Raw genomic sequence first — 18,196 nt, 5'->3', positions numbered from 1 at the left:
CCCATATTGTAAGTAGAATTATTAGTAGAGGTTATCGATATTTTCTTTGGTTACTTTTAACACATTATGGAATTGGAGTAATTTTTTCTCGCTATCTACTTTCGCTTTACCTACATTTGGAATTTCTAAACCATCTTCGATTTTTTCACCTTTAAGTGCTTTTGCGGCTACTGCTGCTAAGGCATAACCCGCATTTGCAGGATCGTAGGTGATACCCATTGTGATATCGCCACTCTTAATTAAATTAGCTGCTTGCGATGGAATCATCATACCAAAAACATGTAATTTATTTTTCAAACGTTTTTCTTTGACTGCTAGGCCAGCACCAATCGGACCTTGTGAACCGAAAGAAACTACAGCTTTTAAGCCTGAATGAGCTTTAACTAGGTCAATTGTGGTTCGGCGGGCATCATTAATATTTTCTGCAACTGGCATTCTGCTAGTGACTTCAAACATATCTGGATAATGTTCTTTTTGGTATTTAACAAATAAATCTGCCCAAAGGTTATGTTGAGGCACGGTTAAACCACCTACATAAATCACATATCCTCCTTTTCCACCCATTGATTTTGCTACTTCTTCTACATAATCGGCAGCAAATTGAGCATTATCGATAATTTCAATATCCCAATTGGCACTTGGCTGACCAACAGATTCGTTAGTTAAAATGATAATGCCGTTTTGTTTTGCTTTTTTAAGTACAGGTTCTAACGCATTCGCATCATTCGGTACAATAGAAATCGCACGAACTTTTTTTGCAATTAAGTCCTCAATCAATTTCACTTGTTGAGGAGCATCAGTGTTAGATGGTCCAACTTGGTAAGCATTGATATTATTATCTTTACCTGCTTGAACAACGCCTTCTGCCATACGATTGAACCAAGGCATGCCATCAATTTTAGAAATGTTAACAATATCATTAGCAAATGCAGAGCCATAGCAAGTTAATGCAAATAATCCTGAAAATAATGCGTGTTTTAATGTCAATTTTTTCATCATTCTTCCCTCATTAAATAAGAAGTCATCAGGTTTTAATATTGGCTGAAATAACAGAGCAGCCAATCTTTAATAGAACCAGAGCTATTAAAGTGGGGGTTATATTATGGGGTTAGCATTGAGAATAATAGGTAAATTTTTGTTGTTGATATGGAATATTCTGCTACATACACAAATTTGAGAGCGAGATCACATTTCGCTTTCTTTTCGCCTTTCGATTGTTCGAAATTCTGTAGGAGAAAGCCCTGTATGTTTTTTAAATATTTTTGAAAAATAGAGAGCATCCTCATATCCTAAGGATTTAGCAATATTTAATATTGACATATTTGAGAAATAAAGTAGTTTTTTAGACTCAGAGATTCGTTGCAGTTCTCGCCATTGAACTAAACTCACACCAAGAAATTGCTTAAATAAATGAGATAAGCGTGATGAAGATAGAAAGACTTTTTCTGCTATCATTTCTACACTATCATTAGCCGATAAGTTGGATAAAATAGTATCGCAAACGGCTAATATTCGCTGATCAATAGTTGGAATAATAGCTATTTTTTCTGCGGAAATACATTTCATCAGCAAGTATTCTAGTAACGTTGTAGCAACATCTTCCTTGAAAAAATATCCAGATTTCAATTCCATATCAACTTTAGAAAAAAGCTGGCTGATTTCTTGAAAATATCGGTGATTGTTGATTTTAATTTGACCTATATCAGCTTCTTTGTCAGACCAGTTTAGCCACTTATTTAGCTTAGGGTTTGGCATAAAATATATCCATTTATAGTGCCAAGATTGACAGTCTAAATGGCGATAATAGTACTGGATAGTACCAGGGTAGAAGAGTAACAATTGTCCTCGTTGAGTAGTAAATGTTTTGTTACCGTCAAAGACAGCTCCTTGTCCAAATGTTGTGAGCTGTAACATATATCCACTCATTCCTTGTGGTTTATCTACAGCAAAATCAAGATAATTGCCTTTTTCACATTGGGTAATTCCAGCAATTAATTCTAAATCAAAAGGATTACTAGGAGAGAGCAAAGATAGATTTTTATACATATTAGTCAATTATTATTTATTGTAATGAAAATCCTATTTTATATAGATAAGTGAGTATATTTGCAAAAAACTTTACAAAACGCACCGCTTGTATTTTATCCATTCCCATTTCTTTTACATTCAGTTACAATACTCGCCATTTTCCTATTTTATACACAAATCAAAGATTAAGCTTGTATGCAAAACGAATTGGCACAAACTATTCCAGAACTCATTTCTTGGACGAGAGATCGTGAATTTTCGCTGTCACTTTCTTCCGACCGTTTAGCTTTCTTACTTGCGATTTCTATTTATAATCAAGAACAAACGGACGGTGAATTGCTAGAAAGTGATCTTATTGATCTTTTTCGTTATGTTTCAAATTCGTTTGAGCAGTCTGATACAACTTTTACTCAGCGTGCGAATAATGCGATTAATGATTTAGTCAGGCAGCGTTTGTTAAATCGTTTTAGTAGTGAATTTACCGAAGGTATAGCCATTTATCGCATCACTCCGTTAGGGGTGGGGATTTCCAACTACTATATTCGTCAGCGTGAGTTTTCAACTCTTCGTCTTTCTATTCAGCTTTCAATTGTAGCAGATGAAATTCAGCGTGCTTCAGTGGCTGCAGAAGAGGGGACGGCGGAAACAAAAGATGCGCGTTTTTGGCGAAATAATGTGTATGCACCGTTGAAATATTCGGTGGCGGAAGTTTTCGACAGTATTGATCTGTCACAACGGATGATGGATGAAAATCAGCATCAAATTCGTGAGAGAATTGCTGAGTTGTTAAGTCAAAACTGGCACGAGGCGATTATGAGTTGTGAGCAATTATTAGATGAAACCTCAGGTAATCTTCGTGAGCTACAAGACACGCTCAATGCGGCAGGCGATAAACTTCAAGCTCAATTATTGCGTATTCAAAGCTGCTTACTTGCCCGTGATGATTTGGATTTTATCGATCAGCTTATTGTGAATTTACAAAATAAATTAGACCGTATCATCAGTTGGGGGCAGCAAGCAATTGATCTGTGGATTGGCTACGATCGCCACGTGCATAAATTTATCCGAACGGCAATTGATATGGATAAAAACCGGGTATTTGGGCAGCGTTTACGTCAATCCATTCAAACTTATTACAACAATCCTTGGTTTCTTTATACCGCTAAAGCCGATTCGTTACTTGACTTGCGTGATGATGAAGCAATGCTAAATGAGGCTGAATCGGTAGGTGAGTTACCAAACGAATTAGAGTATGAATCCCTTTCTGATGTACAAGAGAAAATTGTTTCGGCAATACAAGCTCATTTAGCTCCATTGCGTGTGGAGGGCAAACCAATTGATTTAGGTATTGTCTTGCGTGAGCAACTTGCTCAATTCCCTGAGTCTTGCCATTTCGATGTGGCTCGCATTATTGTGGATCAAGCGGTTAAATTAGGTATGGCGAGCCAAGATAGCCAAGCGGTTTACCCACAATGGCAGCTAATTAACGAACAAGGTGCAAAAGTACAAGCTAATGTAATTGATCAATTCATAGGAGTATGATTTGTGGAAAAACTACAATCTATCACTAAACCATTTTTAATGCCTACACCTTATTTTGCTATTTCTGTTGGTTTAGCCGCAATTGCTATTGCGTGGTTTAAGGCGAGCTATTTATGGCGTGGAGCAGAAATAGTTGGGACTATGTTGGGCTTATTTGCTACGCTGTTTTTAGTGATATTTTTAGCTCTTTATACTTATAAAATAGTGGCATTTCATCATCAAGTTGAAGATGAATGGAATTGTCCTGTGCGTTTTTCTTTTCTTGCCCTGATTTTTATTAGCATAATGCTTGTTGGCGATTTACTTTACCATTGGAAATGGTATCTGTTTGGTGAAATACTTGTTTGGCTAGCAGTATTTGGTCAATTGACTTATTCTTTATTAAGAATTGGCTCACTTTTGACGGGTAATATATTTAAAGATGAAGCAGTTCAGCCACCATTTTATTTACCTGCAGTAGCAAGCAATTTTACTACTGGAAGCTCACTCGCTGTATTAGGGTATATTGATCTCGCTTATCTTTTCTTTGGCGCTGGCTTTTTTGCTTGGTTGGCGTTTGAACCTATTTTATTACAACGTTTACGCGTTGCTCCATTACCAGTAGCAACTAAAGGGACGATAGGTATAGTCTTAGCTCCTGCATTTGTGGGAGTTGCTTCTTATTTAACAATAAATGGGGGACATGTTGATTTATTCGCTAAATTCCTTTGGGGGTATGGCTTTTTACAATTCATCTTCTTATTGCGTATTTTTCCAAGCTTAATTAAAAATGGCTTCTCTGTAGGATTTTGGTCCTTTTCATTTGGCTTAGCTTCTATGGCAAATAGTGCTATTGCCTTTTATGAGCAGTCGCAACTTACCTATCTAGCTTTATTTAGCTTTGTTTTTGCTAATCTAATGATTTTATTTTTGATTTTAGGTACAGTGGTGAAAATCCTAAAAAGACAGTTTTGGCTAAAATAAATTTTTTGCCTTTGGTATAAACAGCTAGAGATATTCTACATGACAGACAATATTCAAGATTTTATTTCCACGAAATTGGCGATTGCTATTTCAAATCCTATTTTTCCAGAGCTCGATAGTCAATTACGTGCTGGTCGCCATATCAATACGGAACAGCTTGATCAACATGCTTTTTTGATGGATTTCCAAATTGAGCTGGAAAGTTTTTATCGCCGTTATCACGTTGACCTGATTCGAGCACCAGAAGGTTTTTTCTATTTACGACCGAAAGCTTCAACATTGATTGCTCGTTCAGCAATGTCTGAAATGGAAATGCTGGTGGGTAAGGTGTTATGTTATCTCTATTTAAGCCCAGAGCGTTTGGCTCAACAAGGCATTTTCGGTCAAGATGATGTGTATGAAGAGTTGTTAAGCCTTGCTGATGAAAGCAAGTTATTAAAAGCGGTAAATCCACGATCAACAGGTTCTGATCTAGATCGTGCCAAGTTAGCAGAAAAAGTGGCTGGAGCATTACGCCGCCTTGCTCGTATTGGTATTATTACGCGTGTAGGCGAGCAAAACAGCAAAAAGTTTGTGATTTCAGAATCTGTATTTCGCTTCGGTGCCGATGTGCGTACAGGTGATGATCCAAGAGAAGCTCAATTACGCTTAATCCGTGATGGTGAAGCCACCACGCCTGAATTAATGGCTCAACAAGCGGTTGAAATGGACGAAAATTTTGCAAATGATGAAGCCGAAGAGTCTATATTTGACGGAGAAAATCAATAATGTGTACTTTAATGCAAAAAGATGTGTTGATTGAAATGGTAGCGACTGCTCAGGCGGATTTAAGTAAGCGTTTGGCATTGCCGTTAAATGAAGACCAAATAACACTTAGTCGTTTGCGTGGTGAGATTTATCGTTCAGAGCCTGCTCATATTAATTTTGAGCAAATGGTGGCTAAAATTCAAAATATTAGCCAAAAATACCAACATTTACCGCAGATGTGAGCTATGTTCGATTATGATGTAGAAGCGGATCTTGAGCGAAAATTTCCCTACGTTTGGGCGAATTTATTAGCAGAAAATAATCTTGTTCCTGAACAAAATCCGATAGCTATTTTATTGGGCGGTCAGCCTGGAGCTGGAAAGTCTTTTGGCTCGCTTGAAATGAGCAAGCGATTAAATTTCAATTTATTGGTGATTAATGGCGATGAGTTTCGTCCTTATCATCAGTATTATCACGAGATTTACCAACGTTATGGAAAAGAAGCTTCAAAATATACTGGCGAATTTACCGGCAAAATGGTTCAGCGTGTCCGTAATGAAGCAATTAAACATCGTTTTAATATTCTAATTGAAGGTACACTCCGCACGGTAGATATTCCACTTAATGAGCTGGAAAATTTCAGAACTGCGGGTTATCAAACAGCAGTGCTAATTTGTACTTGCCCAAAAGAAATCAGCTGGAAAAGCACGCTAAAACGCGCAGAGGAACAAGCAAAAAATGGCATTCAACCACGCTATGTGCCGAGAGAGCATTTTGATTTAGTTATTCATTCATTAGCTGAAAATGCCTTAAAAGTCTTAATGCAAGGAAAACCTGAAAGTTTTGAGGTTTATTCCAGAACGCAAAAATTATTTGACAGCAAAATTGATCCTGAAGAACGCTTAGTCGCCATCATTGAACACGAATTACACAGAACAGAGGACGAAACAGAATAATGGAAAATAATGAATTAGCTTTGCAAAATAATCCTCAAATTGCACCGCTTGCAAAACAAAATGAGATACAGCGTGGCAAATTTCTCTCTTTAACCCTTATCAACTGGAATGGTTTTTTTGCACGTACCTTTGATTTAGATGACCTTGTTACCACGCTTTCTGGTGGTAATGGCGCGGGTAAATCCACTACAATGGCAGGGTTTGTAACGGCGCTGATTCCCGATCTAACATTATTAAATTTCCGTAATACCACAGAGGCTGGTTCAACGGCAGGCTCTCGGGACAAAGGCTTATATGGTAAGTTAAAATCAGGCGTATGTTATGCGGTGTTGGAATCGTTAAATTCTCGTGGTCAGCGAATTATTACGGGTGTACGTTTACAACAAATTATTGGGCGTGATAAGAAAGTTGATATTCGTTCGTTTTCAGTACAAAACATCCCAGCTAACCAAAGTATCATCAGCCTATTTACTGAACAAGTAGGCGAAAAAGCCCGTGTATTGCCGTTAAATGAATTTAAAGAGAAATTTGAGGGCAGTGAATTTCAATTCAAGCAATATCACTCGATTACCGATTACCACAGTTTTATGTTTGATTTAGGGGTGATTCCAAAGCGTCTTCGTTCGTCAGCAGATAGAAGCAAATTCTATAAATTAATTGAGGCTTCACTTTACGGCGGTATTTCCAGCGTGATTACAAAATCGCTGCGTGATTACTTATTGCCAGAAAATACAGGCGTTCGCCAAGCGTTCCAAGATATGGAATCGGCACTACGTGAAAACCGAATGACGCTAGAGGCGATTAAGGTTACCCAATCAGATCGTGATATGTTCAAACGCTTGATAACTGAATCGACTCATTATGTGTCAGCAGATTATATGCGTCATGCTAATGAACGTCGTGGCAACGTAGAAGCCGCGTTGGAGCAGCGTAAAGAGTGGTATGCAGCGAAATCCAAAATTGTGCTTGAACAGCAACGTTTTGTAGAATTTAGTCGTGAAAGTGCGGATATTGCAGAAGCAGAGCAGGCGCTTGAGAGCGAATATAATAGTGCGAACGATCATCTTAATTTAGTGATGAATGCGTTACGCCATCAAGAAAAAATCGAACGCTACCAAGATGAAGTGGAAGAGCTGAATATCAAGCTAGAAGAACAGCAAGAAGCGTTGGAAGAAATTACTGATTTGGCGGAAAACGCCCAAACGAGAGTTGATCAGGCAGACGACCACGTTGAAGAACTACGCTCGCAAATGGCGGATTATCAACAAGCCTTAGATGCTCAACAAACCCGAGCGTTGCAATATCAGCAAGCGATCAATGCATTAGAAAAAGCGAAACAATTAACCTGCTTGGCAAATTTAGACTTGAATAATATTGAAGATTATCACGCAGAATTTGAAGCTCAAGCAGAGGATCTGACCAATAAAGTATTTGATCTTGAACAGCGTTTAGCTGTATCGGATATGGCGAAAACGCAGTTTGAAAAAGCCTTTGAGTTAGTTTGCAAAATTTCAGGGAAAATTGACCGCTCGCAAGCGTGGGAAGAGGCCCGTTCGTTACTTTCTGCTTTCCCTGAACAAAAAATGCAAGCCCAACAAGCGGTTAGTTTACGTCAGAAACTGAACAATTTAGAACAGCGTTTGCAACAACAGCAAAATGCACAGCGTTTATTGGCGGAATTTAATCAAAAATCGCAACAACAATTAGATTCAAGTGAAGAATTAGAGAACTTTTTTGACGAGCAGCAAGCTCGCCTAGAAGATTTAGAGGCTGAGTTTTCTGATTTTGTAGAACAGCGTTCAATTCAACGCCAGCAGCGTGAACAACTCAATCAACAATATCAACAATTAGCGAAAAATGCCCCTGGATGGCACACAGCTCAATCAGCATTGGTTCGTTTGGAAGAGCAATGCGGCGAGAAATTTGAATCAAGTAAAGCGGTTATGCAGTTTATGCAAAATATGCTGAGCAAAGAGCGTGAAACCACGTTGGAACGTGATGAATTGGCTCGCAAAGAGCAGCGACTAGACGAACAAATTAACCGTTTAAACCAGCCCGATGGCTCGGAAGATGCTCGTTTAAATCATTTGGCAGATCGTTTTGGCGGCGTGTTGCTCTCTGAGCTTTATGATGATGTGTCGATTGAAGATGCTCCATATTTCTCTGCCTTATACGGCGAAGCTCGCCACGCTATTGTGGTGCGTGATTTAGAGGCGGTTAAAGCTCAGTTAGAAAAATTAGAGGATTGCCCAAGTGATCTCTATTTAATTGAAGGCGATCCTTCTGCTTTTGATGATGCTGTATTTAGCACTGAAGAGCTAGGAGATGGCGTTGTGGTGAAAGTATCTGACCGCCAATGGCGTTATTCTAAATTCCCCGAAGTACCGTTATTCGGGCGTGCAGCGCGTGAGAAACATTTAGAAACTTTAAACGCTGAGCGTGATGCAATTGCAGAAAAGCACACTGAGCGATCCTTTGATGTGCAGAAATGTCAGCGTTTACATCAGCACTTAAGCCAGTTTGTCGGCACACATTTGAATTTGGCATTCCAAGACAACCCAGAAGCACTAATGCAAGAAATTGCGGCAGAGCGTGCAGAAATTGAGCGTGAATTGACTCAATCAAGTGGCAATGAGCAACAATTACGCCACCAATTAGAGAGCGTAAAAAACCAGTTGCAAATGTTAAACAAAATTCTACCGCTTGCAAATTTATTAGCGGATGACAGCCTATCAGAACAAGCAGAAGAGTGTCGTGAACAGCTAGAAAATGCAGAAGAAGATGAAATTTTTATTCGCCAATTTGGCTCAACATTAAGTCAGTTAGAGCCGATTGCCGTCGCCTTGAAAAGTGATCCTGTATTATTTGAACAGCTTGAGGCAGATTACAGTCGTCTGGTTGCAGAACAAAAAATGCTACAACAAAAAGTATTTAGTTTGGCTGATGTGATGCACCGCCGTTTGCACTTTAGTTATGAAGAAACAGTGGGCAAAGAAGGCTCAGCATTGACGGAACAGTTACGCCAACGATTAGAAAATGCACAACGTGAACGTGAGCAAGCTCGTGATAATCTACGTCAAGCACAAGCACAATTATCACAATATAACCAAGTTTTAACTGGATTGCGTAGCGCTTATGATGCCAAAAATCAAATGTTACAAGAGCTCATTCGTGAAATCAATGATTTAGGCGTGCGTGGCGATATTAACGCAGAAGAGCGTGCAAGATTCAACCGAGATGAATTACAGCAAAGATTGAGCCAGCAACGTGCTCGCAAAAGCTACTTAGATAAACAAATTGCCTTGATTGAAGCTGAAATGGATAATCTCAATCGTACATTACGAAAAGCAGAGCGAGATTACCATACACAGCGTAAGTTAGTGGTTCAGGCGAAAGCAAGCTGGTGCATTGTACAGCGTTTATCTCGCAATAGTGATGTGGAAAAACGATTGAACCGACCTGAACTGGCTTATCAATCCGCTGAAGAGCTACGTTCAATTTCAGATAAAGCATTAGGTGCATTGCGTACTGCAGTGGCAGATAATGAATACTTGCGTGATAGTTTACGAGCATCTGAAGATAGCCGTAAACCAGAGAATAAAGTGGCATTCTTCATTGCGGTTTATCAGCACTTGCGTGAGCGTATTCGCCAAGACATTATTAAAACCGATGATCCGATTGATGCAATTGAGCAAATGGAAATTGAGCTTTCACGCTTAACCAATGAATTAACAAAGCGTGAGAAAAAACTGGCTATTAGTGCAGAAAGTGTAGCAAATATTTTACGTAAAACGATTCAGCGTGAGCAACAACGTATTTTGCAACTCAACCAAGGTTTACAAAATATTGCCTTTGGTCAAGTAAAAGGCGTGCGTTTGGTGGTGAATATTCGTGATACGCACGCAATTTTGCTTAATACACTATCTAATCACCGTGATGAGCATAAAGATTTGTTTGACAGCCAGAAACTCAGCTTCTCCGAAGCATTGGCAATGCTCTATAAACGTGTGAACCCACATATTGATATGGGGCAGCGTACACCACAAACTATGGGGGAGGAGCTGTTAGATTATCGTAACTATTTGGATTTAGAAGTAGAAACCTTCCGTGGGGCAGATGGCTGGATGCGGGCTGAAAGTAGTGCATTATCAACGGGTGAGGCGATCGGTACAGGTATGTCGATTCTCTTGATGGTAGTACAAAGCTGGGAAGAAGAGGCTCGTCGTATGCGTGCGAAAGATATTCTTCCAGCTCGTTTATTATTCCTTGATGAAGCTGCTCGATTAGATGCGACTTCAATTAATACGTTATTTGAACTTTGCGAACGTTTAGATATGCAGTTATTAATTGCCGCCCCTGAAAACATCAGTCCAGAACGTGGTACAACTTATAAATTGGTGCGTAAGATGAGTAATAACCAAGAGTATGTGCATGTGGTTGGGTTGAAAGGTTTCGGAAAATAGTTCTTTTATACCCTATCTAATAAAAGATTGTTAATGGCAACATTAACAATCTTTTTAATCAATTGCTTTTAGAATAGGAAATATGACCGCTTGTATGTTGTATGCTTATTTAGCAATAAATTGATTGCTTTGTTGGATCATCTGTAAGAATAATGCAAGCGGTGGGCGAGTATCTTTTTGTATTTCCCCATTTGCACTGAAATGTTTGAAATTTCCTTTGCGGTCAATGTGATATTGCTCCCCGTTTGGCATTACCGCCACATTCCATTTATGATTTGAGCTAGATACCCAAATGCGTGGGCTTTGAGTGCTTAAATCAATACCTTGTGCGTAATCGCTAAGTGGATTTTGTACTTTAAAGAAGCCGCTTAGCAATGTTGGCATAATATCTAAATGGCTGGAAAGAAAGTGATACTCTTTGCTTTCCCCTTGCCAGTAAAAGAGCATTGGCACTTGAATGTGTTGCTTATCAAACTGATTTTCATCGCTTGTTTCATTATGGGAAATATCGGAAGTAATCATAACCAAGGTATTACCTAATAACGCATTTTGCGTTAAGTGCTGCCAAATTTCAGTCAATGCTAAATCTAATTGTGTTGGCGTATCTTGAGTTGATGCATCGGATGGCACACTTAAATCCAAATAACTAAAAAATGGATTATCTAGCGAACGGTGGCTTATCCAATTTTTCCATTGCGAAATTGCCCCGATGTTGTTGTGAGCTGTCGGTAGTAAAATGCCAGAGAAAATAGCTTGGTGGTAAATCGGATCGGCAAATCCATTATGAGAAAAAAGCCCTAATTTATACTGAGATTTTCTGAATGTTTGGATTAATGGCGATGTTGTTTTGTCTGCTAGCACAGAATCTAAATATTTCCCACTTAGGCTATAAAATAAGCCTAATGCCCCAGCAGATTTGCTATCTCCGCTGCTATAGTGGTTCATAAAGCGGTAAGAATGTTGGCTTATTTCTGTCAGCTTTGGCATTGTTTCAGCGTTAATCATCTCTTTGGATAAGCCAGAGAGATTAATCAATAAAATATTAGTATTTGATTGCTGAGTTACCACCAAAGAAGACTTAGGATAATTCAAGAAAAAAGTGTCTAAACGCCCGCTTTCTTCAATTTCTTGATTTAGCTCCGCTCTATCAATAACCCCGTGTTTCTCTAGAAAATTCCGAGCCGTCATTGGGTGAGATAAAGGATAATTGGCTTTTTGTGCCGTAATTGGGCGGTAAGCACTTATATCCGCCCAGGCATAAATTAAGTGAGTCGCGGTAAAACTGATTACGAAAAAAAATGCAATAAATTTTCCCCATTTTTGGCGACTAAAACTACGCAGTTTTTGCCAACACCAACGGGAGTAAAGCATTTCTGCTAATAAAATAAGAGGCATTGGCACAAATAATAGTTGCCATTTTCGTGTCAGTTCTCCCTCTTCAGGATTAACTAATAAATCCCATACAAGCGGTGATAAATGCAAGGAAAATTGCTTAAAGACTTCCGTATCAACCAATAAAACCGTTTGACCAATAGTTGCAAGAATGACTGAAACCCCTCGATAGGTGCGGTCATTTTTGATTAGGAAACTAAGCGGGAACAAAATTAACAGAAAAGCAGCAAAAACAACAAAACTGAAATGCCCAAATAAGCTGACAAAAAAGTAAAGTTTGCCGACAAGCGTATTTGGCCAGTCGGCATTAAAGGCATAACGAGCAGAAATCAATAACGTCAACACAATGTTAAATAATGCAAACCAATGTCCCCACGTGATTTTTTGTGAGGTAGCTTCTCGGTATTGGCGAGAATTGGTTGGCAATAAAGCGTGTAGACGTTTAAACATAATCGTTATTGAGTTTTTAATGATTGTTTTAATGCTCTTGCAAACGCTTCTGCAAGAGCTTCACGTTGTGTAGGATTTTGAATATTGTCACTTAAAATATGCGTGACCATATTGCCTAATGCCATTAAAGATAAATCAACAGGGGCTTTGTGCTTTTCAATCGCAGCAATGAGATCGGCTAATAACGCATCAAATTGTTTTGTATGATATTTAGATTTTGTTGCCATAAACAGATAAAAAACGGATAAAAATGTATTTCAATGGTAGCATAAAAATGGGGCGAAAGTAGTATTTAAGATTATTGTTTGGCTGATTTTTGCAAAGTTTTGCAGAAATTCGACCGCTTGTTTAAAAAATTTAAATTTTTCAATGAATCTCTTTATATTTTTTATGATTTTTCTGCTTTCTTTTTTCCTAAAAATGGCTAAAATGAACAGCTGTTCATTATTGGCTGGGAGATTAAATGTCTAGGCGGATTGAGCCAAAAGAAGATATGGTAAACCGTATCTTATTGGCAACTGAAAAACGGATTGTTCAAGATGGGTTACAAAATCTCTCAATGCGGAATATTGCAAAAGAAGCGGATATTGCTGCGGGCACATTGTATCTTTACTTTAAGACAAAAGAGGATTTATTGCATTGTTTAGCAACTCAATTACTTGAGTGTTATAACAGCTATCTCTCTTTTGAATTTAATCCAGAGATGGAACTGTTCGAGCAATATCAAGCGTTAATGAAAAAGAAATGGTTGTTTTTAACAGAACGATTAGATCTGGTAAAGCAGTTTCAGGCAGTGATTGGAATTGATGAGCTGATTCGTGAAACTATTGCAGATGAAAATTCATTTTGGAATCAATTGATTTTTGAAGGCAAGCGACAAACGTTAATTGTAGATTTACCCAATGAGTTACTTTATTCATTAAGTATTGGAACATTGGTGGATATTAAATATTTACAAAAACTCAATCAAGAGATTCATTTTGAAGAGTATCTTGATGAAATTATTTTACGCACTTGGAAAGCAATCACTTTTTAAGTTTATTTTTTATTTATTTACGGAGAATGTATGACAACGAAAACGCAGACGCCAGGCAAAGGCAGAAAGTTTTTTATTGTGCTCACATTGTTAATTGTATTGGTTGTGTTTGCCGCAATCGTCGGGTTACAACTCATTGGGAAGAAAGCAAAAGCAGACGCAGCAGCGAATATGCCTGAATCTGTTAGTGAAGTGACGGCAATGCACGTTACCGCACAGGCGTGGACGCCAATGCTTTCGGCGGTAGGTTATATCCGCCCAAATCAAGGGGCTATGCTAAGTGCTGAAACATCAGGTGTGGTAAAGCGTATTTTAGTGACATCAGGTCAGCGTGTGACAAAAGGTGATCTTTTAGTTGAATTTGATAGTAGCGTTGAACAGGCTAATTTAAGAGCATCAGAAGCTCAACTTTCAACAGCAAAAACGAATTTTGAGCGTTATCGTAAGTTGGTTGCCTCAAACAGTGCTTCAAAAGCGGAGTTTGATAATGCACAATCGACTTACAATCAATTACTGGCGAATATTGAGTCATTGCGTTCTACTATCAAGCGTCGTCAAATTTATGCACCATTTAGCGGTGTTGCAGGTATCGTCAATGTAAATGTGGGTCAATATATTACGATGGGAACGGAAATTGTGCGTGTTGAAGACCAATCGGCAATGAAAGTTCGTTTTAGTCTTCCTCAAACAAATATCACCCAAATTTCTGTTGGGCAAAAAGTAACGGCAGAAATTGATGCCTTGCCAGAACATCGCTTTTCTGCACGTATTGTAGCAATTGATCCTGCTGTTGATCGTTTAACTGGCCTAATCAATGTAGAGGCGGTTATTGAGGAAGGGCAAGAAAAATTGCTTTCGGGTATGTTTGTTCGTTTAAATATTGCGTTACCAACCCAAACTGAGCAAGTTGTAGTACCACAAATTTCTGTGGCTTACACGATGTATGGAGAAACTGTTTATGTTTTACAGCCTTTATCTGAAGCAGATAAAGAGATGGTTAAAAAAATGTCAGCACGAAATCCAAGTTTAGATGTAAATAAAATGTACCGTGCAAAGCAGGTGGAAGTAAAAACCGCTGATCGTCAAGCTAACTATTCACAATTAATTAAAGGTGTAAAAGCAGGCGATTTAATTGTAACAGGTGGTTTACAGCGTTTAAGTAATCATTCGTTGGTAAAAGTGGTTGATGCTGAAGCTGTCGGTGTAACTACCCCTGAAAAAAACAGCAAACTTTAATGGAGTAATGAGTGAAATTTACTGATATCTTTATTAAACGCCCTGTTTTAGCGGTTTGTATTAGTTTATTAATAACTATTTTAGGATTACAAGCGATTAAAAAATTGCAGGTGCGTGAATATCCAGAGATGACTGTTTCTATTGTAACGGTAAGTGTGAACTATGCAGGTGCCGATGCAGGTTTAATGCAAGCTCTTGTTACCTCACAGTTAGAAGAAGCTGTTGCTCAGGCTGATAATATCGATTATATGACTTCATCAAGTTCGCCAAGTACAGCAACAATTACTGCGAAAATGAAGCTAAATACTGATCCAAATGCGGCACTTTCTGATATTTCAGCTAAAGTCAATGCGGTACGTTCAAACCTACCTCGTGGCATTGATAATCCATCTATCAGGGTTTCAACAGGTTCGAATGATGCGTTAATGTATATTCGATTTGTTTCTGATGAATTAAATACAGCACAAGTAACCGATTATCTAAACCGAGTGGTTAAACCGCAATTCTTTACCGTAAATGGTGTGTCAAGCGTTGATGTGTATGGCTCAACTTTTGGTTTACGCATTTGGTTAGACCCAGATAAAATGGCGATTCATAAATTATCAGGCTCAGCGGTGTTATCTGCATTAAGTGCTAATAATTTACAAACAGCAGCAGGTAATACTAACGGTTATTATACGGTTTATAAAAACAAAGTATTATCAACTACGCCTTCCGTTGAGGAATTAGAACAAGTAACGATTTCAACAACGGCAGACGGTAGAACGATTAAACTTAAAGATATTGCCACAGTTGAGTTAGATAAATTCCAAGATGTTGCTCGTGCAACAGTAAGCGGCAAAGAAGCGGTTGTTTTAGCGGTGTCTGTTGCAACAACAGCTAACTCGCTTACGGTTGCAAAAGATATTTACCCGATGTTTAAACAGATCGTTAGAAACTTACCGGATAGTATTCAAGGGGATATTGTTTACGATAAAACGATTGCGATTGATAGCTCAATCAACGAAGTTATTCGTACTATTTTAGAAGCAACTGTGATTGTACTCGTGGTCATTATCTTATTCCTAGGCTCACTTCGTGCAATGATTGTACCGGTTATTACCATTCCAATTTCACTTATTGGAGCATTATTCTTACTTCAAATGTTTGGCTTTTCTATCAATCTTCTAACCTTACTGGCTCTAGTGTTGGCAATTGGTTTGGTAGTTGATGATGCAATTGTTGTATTAGAAAATGTAGAACGCCACGTTAAAGAAGGTAAAACACCGTTTGATGCAGCAATTATTGGTACGCGTGAAATTGCGTTACCAGTAATATCAATGACAATCACATTAGCGGCAGTATATTCTCCGATGGCTTTAATGACAGGGGTTACTGGCACGCTTTTTAAAGAATTCGCCTTAACTCTTGCGGGTGCAGTATTTATTTCAGGCATTGTTGCTCTTACCCTCTCGCCAATGATGTCTAGCCGAGTGTTAAAAGAGGAAAAAGAGGGGGAAGAATCTCGTTTTGCTCGCTTTGTGCATCGTACGCTAGATAAAATGACAAACGGCTACACCAATATGCTAAGTGCTGTAATGGCAGTGCGTGGTTTTGTGTTACTTTTTGCGGTATTGATTTTTGCAAGTCTTCCTTTCTTATTTACTTCTCTTTCAAATGAAGTTGCACCAACAGAGGATCGGGGCTTTGTAGTGGGAATTTCAAATGGGCCTTCTAACACAAACTTAGATTATACAGAGGAAGCATTAGCACCATTTAATGAAAAGGTATCAAATATTCCTGAAGTGTCATCGGTAATGACCATATCAGGCATTGGCGGTGGTAGTGGAGCACTATCTATTATTGCGTTAAAAGATTGGAATGAACGTACACGTGGGCGTGCAGAAATCTCCAATGAAATTGCAGCACTGGGCAAAAAAGTCGTTGCAATGGACGTAAATGCGATCGCTTTCCCTGAAATATCAACAGGCGAAAATGGTTTACCATTCTCACTTGTGATTACAAGTGCAGACAGCTATGAAAAACTTGCTATTGTTGCATCAGAGTTCTTGAAAAAAGCACAAGCATCGGGTCAGTTTTTCTTTGCAAACCTAGATTTGAAATTTGACACGGCAACGATGAATATGAAGTTTGACCGTGAAAAAATGGGCGTCTATGGCGTGACGATGCAACAAGTGAGTAGTACATTAGGCGCATTCTTATCAGGAGCCATTATTACCCGTGTAGATATTGACTCCCGTGCTTACCCAATCGTATCTCAAGCCGTGCGTAACGATCGTTTAAACCCTGAAAATTTAATGAACTACTTTGTAACAACCGCAAGCGGGGAATCTATTCCGTTAGGTTCATTTGTTACAATGGAATTAACCACCTCGCTCTCTTCTCTGCCACGTATGAGCCAATTAAACTCCGCAACTATTGGTGGGGTAGTATCAGGCTCTATTGGTGATGCGGTAAACTGGGCGAAAGCAGAGTTAGATCGTACATTGCCAACAGGTTATCAATACGATTTTAGAGGCGAATCTCGCCAATTTATTCAAGAAGGTAACGCAATGGTAATCACATTCGCACTTGCCGTTGTCATTATCTACATTGTGCTAGCAATTCAGTTTGAGTCTTGGCGTGATCCATTCGTCATCTTAGTTTCTGTACCGCTTGCAGTGAGTGGTGCGTTATTAGTAATGAATATTCCATCTGCAATAAAGGGATTGTTTATGGGGATTGCTGCTGGCACAGGATCAAAAGAGATGATGGCTTTTGCTAATAGTATCTGGACAGCAGGTTACACACTGAATATTTACTCACAGGTAGGGTTGATTACTCTTGTTGGCTTGATTACCAAGCACGGTATCTTAATGTGTGAAGTTGCAAAAGAAGAGCAATTAAATCACGGCAAATCCCGCTATGAAGCGATTGTTTATGCAGCCACTGTTCGTTTACGCCCTATTATGATGACCACAGCAGCGATGATTTCAGGCTTAATTCCGCTTCTTTTTGCTGTTGGTGCAGGGGCAACAGCGCGCTTTAGTATGGGGATGGTGATTGTATCTGGCCTTGCCATTGGTACACTTTTTACCTTATTCGTCTTGCCAGTTATCTACACCTTCTTAGGGCAAAAACACAAACCCTTGCGTGAGTTTGATGAGCAAAAATATTTCCCGATGATTAAATAATCATCAATGAATATGAAAGGGCGTTATAACACGCTCTTTTTATTGGCTCAAGCGGTTGAATTTCTCTTATTTTTTGCAAAATATGGAGAAATTCTGACCGCTTGTAAACTGATTTTGCAATCACGTAATCGTTTGCCTATTTACAAAAATAGTGTTCCTCTGTATAATCCGCTCGCAATTTTCCAATACAGTTTTTAAATTTAACCACTT

14 protein-coding genes are annotated in these 18,196 nt (G+C 38.7%); 10 read left to right on the top strand and 4 right to left on the bottom strand.

Going from position 1 to position 18,196, the window contains the following annotated elements; translation table 11 throughout:
- Positions 1-21 precede the first annotated feature (21 nt).
- Both GM698_RS00490 and araC read right to left on the bottom strand, forming a co-directional pair.
- Positions 22-996, bottom strand: coding sequence for a substrate-binding domain-containing protein (locus GM698_RS00490; protein WP_176812846.1), 975 nt, complete (start codon positions 994-996; stop codon positions 22-24).
- 189 nt (positions 997-1,185) lie between these two features.
- The gene (gene araC / locus GM698_RS00485) at positions 1,186-2,046 is read right to left on the bottom strand and encodes an arabinose operon transcriptional regulator AraC (RefSeq protein ID WP_176812502.1); all 861 of its coding nucleotides are present in this window, start codon (positions 2,044-2,046) and stop codon (positions 1,186-1,188) included.
- 177 nt (positions 2,047-2,223) lie between these two features.
- Between araC and mukF the strand changes: the two genes are divergently transcribed.
- From mukF to mukB, 6 genes are read left to right on the top strand one after another with little or no spacing between them, the layout of a single operon-like run.
- Positions 2,224-3,570, top strand: a complete 1,347-nt coding sequence (gene mukF / locus GM698_RS00480) for a chromosome partition protein MukF (RefSeq protein ID WP_176809913.1) — start codon at positions 2,224-2,226, stop codon at positions 3,568-3,570.
- Positions 3,571-3,609: 39 nt separating this feature from the next.
- Positions 3,610-4,533, top strand: a complete 924-nt coding sequence (locus GM698_RS00475; RefSeq protein WP_176809017.1) for a dicarboxylate transporter/tellurite-resistance protein TehA — start codon at positions 3,610-3,612, stop codon at positions 4,531-4,533.
- Positions 4,534-4,572: 39 nt separating this feature from the next.
- Positions 4,573-5,301, top strand: coding sequence for a chromosome partition protein MukE (gene mukE / locus GM698_RS00470; RefSeq protein WP_176809914.1), 729 nt, complete (start codon positions 4,573-4,575; stop codon positions 5,299-5,301).
- Positions 5,301-5,522: a hypothetical protein gene (locus GM698_RS00465; RefSeq protein ID WP_176808343.1), complete on the top strand. Its 222-nt coding sequence runs from the start codon at positions 5,301-5,303 to the stop codon at positions 5,520-5,522. Before mukE ends, GM698_RS00465 begins: the two co-directional genes overlap by 1 nt.
- A gap of 3 nt (positions 5,523-5,525) precedes the next feature.
- The gene (locus GM698_RS00460; RefSeq protein ID WP_176809915.1) at positions 5,526-6,236 is read left to right on the top strand and encodes a zeta toxin family protein; all 711 of its coding nucleotides are present in this window, start codon (positions 5,526-5,528) and stop codon (positions 6,234-6,236) included.
- Positions 6,236-10,699 (top strand): chromosome partition protein MukB, encoded by a 4,464-nt coding sequence (gene mukB, locus GM698_RS00455; RefSeq protein WP_209289463.1) that lies wholly within the window; start codon positions 6,236-6,238, stop codon positions 10,697-10,699. Before GM698_RS00460 ends, mukB begins: the two co-directional genes overlap by 1 nt.
- A gap of 105 nt (positions 10,700-10,804) precedes the next feature.
- Here mukB and GM698_RS00450 read toward each other — a convergent pair whose 3' ends face one another.
- Together GM698_RS00450 and GM698_RS00445 are read right to left on the bottom strand one after the other, a co-directional pair.
- Entirely contained in the window at positions 10,805-12,541 is a 1,737-nt protein-coding gene (locus tag GM698_RS00450) for a DUF3413 domain-containing protein (RefSeq protein WP_209289462.1), read from the bottom strand.
- 5 nt (positions 12,542-12,546) lie between these two features.
- On the bottom strand, positions 12,547-12,768 hold the full coding sequence (locus GM698_RS00445; protein ID WP_159629718.1) for a YejL family protein: 222 nt from the start codon (positions 12,766-12,768) through the stop codon (positions 12,547-12,549).
- A 236-nt stretch (positions 12,769-13,004) separates the two neighbouring features.
- On the opposite strand from GM698_RS00445, the gene GM698_RS00440 reads away from it, so the two are divergent.
- The 4 genes from GM698_RS00440 to GM698_RS00425 are packed head-to-tail and all read left to right on the top strand — an operon-like array spanning position 13,005 to position 18,184.
- Positions 13,005-13,577, top strand: a complete 573-nt coding sequence (locus GM698_RS00440; RefSeq protein ID WP_176809917.1) for a TetR/AcrR family transcriptional regulator — start codon at positions 13,005-13,007, stop codon at positions 13,575-13,577.
- A 30-nt stretch (positions 13,578-13,607) separates the two neighbouring features.
- Positions 13,608-14,813: an efflux RND transporter periplasmic adaptor subunit gene (locus GM698_RS00435; protein ID WP_176812508.1), complete on the top strand. Its 1,206-nt coding sequence runs from the start codon at positions 13,608-13,610 to the stop codon at positions 14,811-14,813.
- Between the two features lie 11 nt (positions 14,814-14,824).
- Positions 14,825-17,986: an efflux RND transporter permease subunit gene (locus GM698_RS00430; RefSeq protein WP_176812509.1), complete on the top strand. Its 3,162-nt coding sequence runs from the start codon at positions 14,825-14,827 to the stop codon at positions 17,984-17,986.
- Positions 17,987-17,992: 6 nt separating this feature from the next.
- Positions 17,993-18,184 carry a hypothetical protein gene (locus GM698_RS00425; protein WP_159629726.1) on the top strand — a complete coding sequence of 64 codons (192 nt, stop codon included), beginning with the start codon at positions 17,993-17,995 and terminating at the stop codon, positions 18,182-18,184.
- The last annotated feature ends 12 nt before the right edge of the window (positions 18,185-18,196 follow it).

The organism is Mannheimia sp. ZY171111 (assembly GCF_017750945.1).
Taxonomy (GTDB): Bacteria; Pseudomonadota; Gammaproteobacteria; order Enterobacterales; family Pasteurellaceae; genus Mannheimia; species Mannheimia pernigra.
This window is presented reverse-complemented; position numbering and strand designations above follow the sequence as displayed.

Coding starts and splice junctions, on each gene's coding strand:
- GM698_RS00445 (WP_159629718.1), bottom strand. CDS start 12,768: ATGGCAACAAAATCTAAATATCATACAAAACAATTTGATGCGTTATTA.
- GM698_RS00490 (WP_176812846.1), bottom strand. CDS start 996: ATGAAAAAATTGACATTAAAACACGCATTATTTTCAGGATTATTTGCA.
- GM698_RS00440 (WP_176809917.1), top strand. CDS start 13,005: ATGTCTAGGCGGATTGAGCCAAAAGAAGATATGGTAAACCGTATCTTA.
- GM698_RS00450 (WP_209289462.1), bottom strand. CDS start 12,541: ATGTTTAAACGTCTACACGCTTTATTGCCAACCAATTCTCGCCAATAC.
- GM698_RS00460 (WP_176809915.1), top strand. CDS start 5,526: ATGTTCGATTATGATGTAGAAGCGGATCTTGAGCGAAAATTTCCCTAC.
- GM698_RS00435 (WP_176812508.1), top strand. CDS start 13,608: ATGACAACGAAAACGCAGACGCCAGGCAAAGGCAGAAAGTTTTTTATT.
- mukF (WP_176809913.1), top strand. CDS start 2,224: ATGCAAAACGAATTGGCACAAACTATTCCAGAACTCATTTCTTGGACG.
- mukB (WP_209289463.1), top strand. CDS start 6,236: ATGGAAAATAATGAATTAGCTTTGCAAAATAATCCTCAAATTGCACCG.
- GM698_RS00425 (WP_159629726.1), top strand. CDS start 17,993: ATGAATATGAAAGGGCGTTATAACACGCTCTTTTTATTGGCTCAAGCG.
- mukE (WP_176809914.1), top strand. CDS start 4,573: ATGACAGACAATATTCAAGATTTTATTTCCACGAAATTGGCGATTGCT.
- araC (WP_176812502.1), bottom strand. CDS start 2,046: ATGTATAAAAATCTATCTTTGCTCTCTCCTAGTAATCCTTTTGATTTA.
- GM698_RS00465 (WP_176808343.1), top strand. CDS start 5,301: ATGTGTACTTTAATGCAAAAAGATGTGTTGATTGAAATGGTAGCGACT.
- GM698_RS00475 (WP_176809017.1), top strand. CDS start 3,610: ATGCCTACACCTTATTTTGCTATTTCTGTTGGTTTAGCCGCAATTGCT.